The sequence below is a fragment of the Pseudomonas nabeulensis genome (assembly GCF_004682045.1).
GTDB classification, from domain to species: domain Bacteria; phylum Pseudomonadota; class Gammaproteobacteria; order Pseudomonadales; family Pseudomonadaceae; genus Aquipseudomonas; species Aquipseudomonas nabeulensis.
Map to the genome: position 1 here is coordinate 1 of NZ_QUZT01000133.1, position 4,724 is coordinate 4,724.

2 protein-coding genes and 1 pseudogene are annotated in these 4,724 nt (G+C 56.0%); 1 reads left to right on the forward strand and 2 read right to left on the reverse strand.

The genetic code is table 11. The features are described from left to right. Positions 1-131 precede the first annotated feature (131 nt). Positions 132-481 (forward strand): annotated as a pseudogene (locus tag DYL61_RS31035) (Hsp70 family protein); the annotation flags it as partial. Positions 482-709: 228 nt separating this feature from the next. Here DYL61_RS31035 and DYL61_RS31040 read toward each other — a convergent pair. Together DYL61_RS31040 and DYL61_RS31045 are read right to left on the reverse strand one after the other, a co-directional pair. After that, positions 710-1,126: a hypothetical protein gene (locus DYL61_RS31040; protein ID WP_135311561.1), complete on the reverse strand. Its 417-nt coding sequence runs from the start codon at positions 1,124-1,126 to the stop codon at positions 710-712. A gap of 696 nt (positions 1,127-1,822) precedes the next feature. Beyond that, positions 1,823-4,724: DUF637 domain-containing protein (locus DYL61_RS31045; RefSeq protein ID WP_193559475.1), on the reverse strand; the 2,902-nt coding region annotated here is incomplete at its 5' end.

Genomic DNA, 4,724 nt, shown 5'->3' on the forward strand with positions numbered 1-4,724 from the left:
GCCTGCTGCGGCGATGCCGATCAGTTGTGAGGCGGCGAGCAGCAGTGCCGGGTTGCCTTCGACGGCGTGGGCGAGGCTGCTGATCAGGGCTTCGTTGGCGCCGGCGGCAAATGCGCCGGTCGCGAAGCTGCCGGCATGTGGCGCCGGACCGCATCGAAAAAGGCCTGAGCGTGGACCTGTGCCGGTCGTTGTTCGAATCCTCCATCGACAGCCTGCTGGAGCGTGTGCGCGGGAGTGTCACCAGTTGCTCAGCGATGCGTCGGTGAGTGTTGGCTAGGTGGACACGGTGTTCTTTACCGGCGATTCCAGCGGGATCCCGGCACTGCGCCAGAGCGTGGCGGCGATGCTGCCGAATGCGCGGCATGTGGAAGGGAGTATCTTTGGCAATATTGGCAGTGGCTTGGCTATCGAAGCCAGCAAGCGGTATGGCTATCGAGTTTTAAATGAACGACCGTGGCGACCCATCGAGGGCAAGCCCTAATGCCAGTCAGTCAAGAAGTGGCAAGTGTAAAAGTTACCTGTGGTGAGGGAGCTTGCTCCCGCTGGACTGCGTAGCAGTCCCAGTCTTTTAAAACAAAGAGCTAGGGCCGCTTCGCGGCTCAGCGGGAGCAAGCTCCCTCGCCACAGTTACAGTGTTTCCCTTAACTGACAGGCATTGGGCAAGCCCCTCCCGCGTGGACGGTGGCCTAAACGGGAACAGGGCGACTGCTCAGTCGTCCTGCCTGCTGAAATCGGCGAGTACAAATACGGTGTGGCCTCTCAGGTAAGCCTCCACAGCGACCATCGATCCCAACGCCTGCGAACACACCTCAACACAATCGTCACCGCAACAACGGCTCACCGACACGCTATAACCTGCAACGCCCTCACGTAGCGTCGCGACCTGCCGGATAACCTGCCCGTTCTCTTCACTGAACGCCACAGCAACCAATGGTTTGGCGGCCACGGCTTGTGCGGTTCGGGACTCGAACGCCTGCCGCTTGGCCCGGTACAGCGCGGTACTGATCATGCCAGCGATCGCCAAGGCGACAAGTACGATGACTTCAAAGCGATGTGTCGGCCGGCCTCTGTACCCTGAGTAGGTTTCTCCAAGCCAGTGGACGGTTTTATAGATAAGCTCTTCCATGGTTATTCTTTCTAGACAGAGAGGGCGGGATAGAACGGCGCGCCTATTGAGCCGGTTACAGTGTAGGAGATACAGGCGATTAGGGGGCGGATGATTTTTATTAGTGCTTTTAGCATAGTGCTCCCTTGGCAACTATTGTTTTTACAGGAGTTAAAACCTAACAAAATCATCAAGCGCTCTGATTCAACTTATAACGCCGTCGCCCACTACAATACGGCTTTCATATACGCATACCCATCCACATGATCAACTTAAATGTTTTTGAACCCTAACATTTACCTTTCAGAAGTCGACATCCTCCTTCTCATCTCGCCAGACAATCGGCAAATGCATTTCTAGCACTCGCCGAGCCGTACTGATAGCCTGTATTAAAACCAACGAATTAACTGCGTAACTCGTCCCACTCAAAAAGCCAAGAAAAAAAACAGTAAGTAGACACACATGCAAATTACTGCAACAGCTGCTCGCATCTTAGGATCAGCGTCCTTATCCAATCCACCAGACCCTACACCCACCCACCCCCCTCTCAGGTATCCATAAACGGCATTAGCAAAAAGTAGCTGCCCCAGTAAAATTGAGAAAAACACATTCCAGTCGCCGCTCATCCGCAGAGAGGCATGTAGCAGGGAGATTGTAAAAAGCAAAATACCTACTACATGTTTGTATTGCTTAAGAAACAGTACAACTCCCCCCATGCTATTCTCGCCCGCCCAAAATATCTTTGACAATTGAATCCCATACACGCCCAGCGCTCAGTGCATTGGATATCCGAGCAGCCAAGTCACTAGACACTCCATTTTTCTTCGCGAACTTTTCAAATCCCGCACTCAAAGCAGCACTGCTGGAAGTTTGCGGCAAATCTGCATTGAGGCAAGCACTCAAGAGTGATGTAATAGTTGCCCCGGACGCCAAATATACAACACCACCTACAGGAGCAGCCACTGCCCCGACATTCATTATTGTTGCTACCTCGCTAAAAACCTTATCATTTGAAGCTTTCACCCAACGCAAAGTTTCAATATCAGCAAGATCCAAATTTGCCCCTGCGGCAATACACTCAGCATTACCACACGACATAAATCTTGGGCTGTAGATAACTCCCTCGACTGCAATAGGAACTCTATAGCCGTTGCTATCATCCAGTACATATCCTGTCAGATGATCCCGCTTATCATTTCCAGGCGGAGGCAAGAGGCTTGGATCAAACACAGATGAAGGCCTCCACCCATATTGGGCCTCGCGACTCCACGAATACTGTTCTGTTTTCCCATCGATGTAATTGATTACATCTTTGTCAGCCTTTACAAAGTCCTGAACAAAATGACTATTCCCCAGCGGCCTCCAGTTTCCATCGGGGTCAAATATTCCGTCAGCCGTCGCCACGATATCGCTCCCCGGTCCAATATCAGTGCCCTTAACAAAGGAAAGTCTTAGTTGATTTTCGATTTGCTCTACGCTGTATTTACCTTCGCTCTCTTCAGCAAGACGGCGTGCCAGCTCCTTTTCTTCGGGATGCAGTTGTCGGTTGAATGCGGTGGCATTCTTGGCGATGTCGACACCGGCCTGAAGGTCGCCATCTACCAAACCTGCCGCCACAAGTCCCACCAGTTGTGAGGCCATCAATTGCAACTGAGGATCACCTTTTACGAGCTCCGACAATGCGTTCCCCAGCGCCTCATTGGCCCCTGCCGCTGCTGCTCCTACTGTGAACCCATGCCCCGCAGCCTCACTGACAATGCCACCAACCAGCGCGTGGAGTGCTATTTTTTGCGGGCTCCCTTCTGGCCACTCATTGCTCTTCGCCAAATCACCTACAGCGTGAAACAAAACACCTTGCACTAGGTGCTGGGCTTGAGCATTCAGCGCGCTCTTTAAGTTATCGCCCAGGCTACCGCCTTGAATCGCAGTACCAGCACTGGCCTGCACAATGCCTTGCGCTCCCGTGTAGGCAGCAAACTTTCCTATGCCCGCCCACTCATTAAGCTGAAACCCTTTGTTGATTGTGTTGGCTTTGTCGGGGGCGATACCGAAGGCGTCATCCAAATAGCCTTTGCTGACGCCCGCGGTTACAGCGGATGTGAGATAGCCTTTAACGTTTGCGCTGGACGTCACCTCCTTGAACACCGCCCCCAGATTGCCCTTGTTGTTGATCGTACTCACCGCTGTCTGGCTGGCGAAGGCTTGGAACGTCGCACCCGCCGCAGAGCCCAACGTGCCGCCGCCTGCGGCCACCGCCAGCGAACTCGCTGCACCGGCGGTGATCACCGACATGACGATAATCACGGCCAACATCGCGCCCTGGCCCATGCCCGAATGACTGTACTTGTACGAGTCATGCAGCTCCTTGACCCGTCGCCAATCCACATCCCCGCGCCGCTCGGCGTCCTTGATCCAGGCCAGTTTCGGGTCGCCCTGGACCATGGCGTCGATGGTTTGGGTGACGGTGGCCTGGTTGATGTCCTTGATGTCGATGCGCAGGCCTTCGACGGCTTTGATCGCCAGTTGGCCTTGGGCGAGGATCTCGGTCTGGCGCAGGGTTTCGTCGGTGCGGCCTTCGCCTTTCATGCTCATCCAGGCGAGGTCGCTTTTGCTTTTTTCGTGGCTCTCCTGGTGCAGGTCCTTGACCGCTTCGAAGGTCACCGCGCCGCCGCTGGTGATGGCGATGTCGGCGCCGCTGTGGAGTTTTGCGCCCTGGTAGAGCTGGTCGCCGCCGCTGATAAGGTTGAGGTGGCCGCCGGTGCTGATTTGGCTGCCGACGGCTTTTACGTCGGTGACTTCATCGCGTTGGGTTTTGAGGGCACCGAAGCTGCCTTTTTTCGTGTAGTCGTACAGGCTGTAGTCGCTGTCATTCGCGCTCAGCAGTTGCAGCTGATTGCCAGCAATCAGGTAAGCGTCTTTGCCGCTGCTGATTTGGCTGGCGTGCAGCAGGATGTTGTGCCCGGCGCTCGCTGTGAGGTTGTTGCCCGCGTTGAGTTGGCTGCCGATATGCCGCACTTGGCTGGTCTGTTCGTGGGTTTTGGCGCCGTTGCGTTTGCTGTTGATCTCGCGGTCGGTTTCGTTGGCGGCGGCCAGGAGGTTGATGCTGCCGCCCGCCGCGACGGTAAGGTCTTTGCCGGCGTTGGCCTGGCTGGCGAGCAAGGTGATGTCGCCGCCGGCTTGCAGGCTCAGGTTGCCTGCGGCGTTGAGGTGGGCGCCGAGGTGTTCGGTGACGCTGTTTTGGGTGACGCGATGGCCGCCGTTTTCGGTGATGCGGGTTTGTTGGGTATTAGTGACGGCGATGAGGTTGATGTCGCGGGCGGCGCTGAGGCTGGCGTCGCCGTCACTTTTGATATCGCCGCGGTTGGTGATGTCGCGGCCGGCGTTGAGGGTGAGTTGTTGGCCTGCGCTGATCTGGCTGGCGTTATCCAGATGGGTGACGAGGGTGCCGTCGCCTTGATAGTGGGCGTGCGCGGTGCGGTCGTTGATGATGTCGCCGTTGACGCTGATCAGCTCGACATGGCTGGCGCGGATTTCGCCGGCCATGGCGTTGCGGATGCTGTCGGTGGCGAGCAGGCTGATGCGTTCACCGGCGGTGATCGCGCCGCCGTTGAGCAGGTTT

Coding starts and splice junctions, on each gene's coding strand:
- DYL61_RS31040 (WP_135311561.1), bottom strand. CDS start 1,126: ATGGAAGAGCTTATCTATAAAACCGTCCACTGGCTTGGAGAAACCTAC.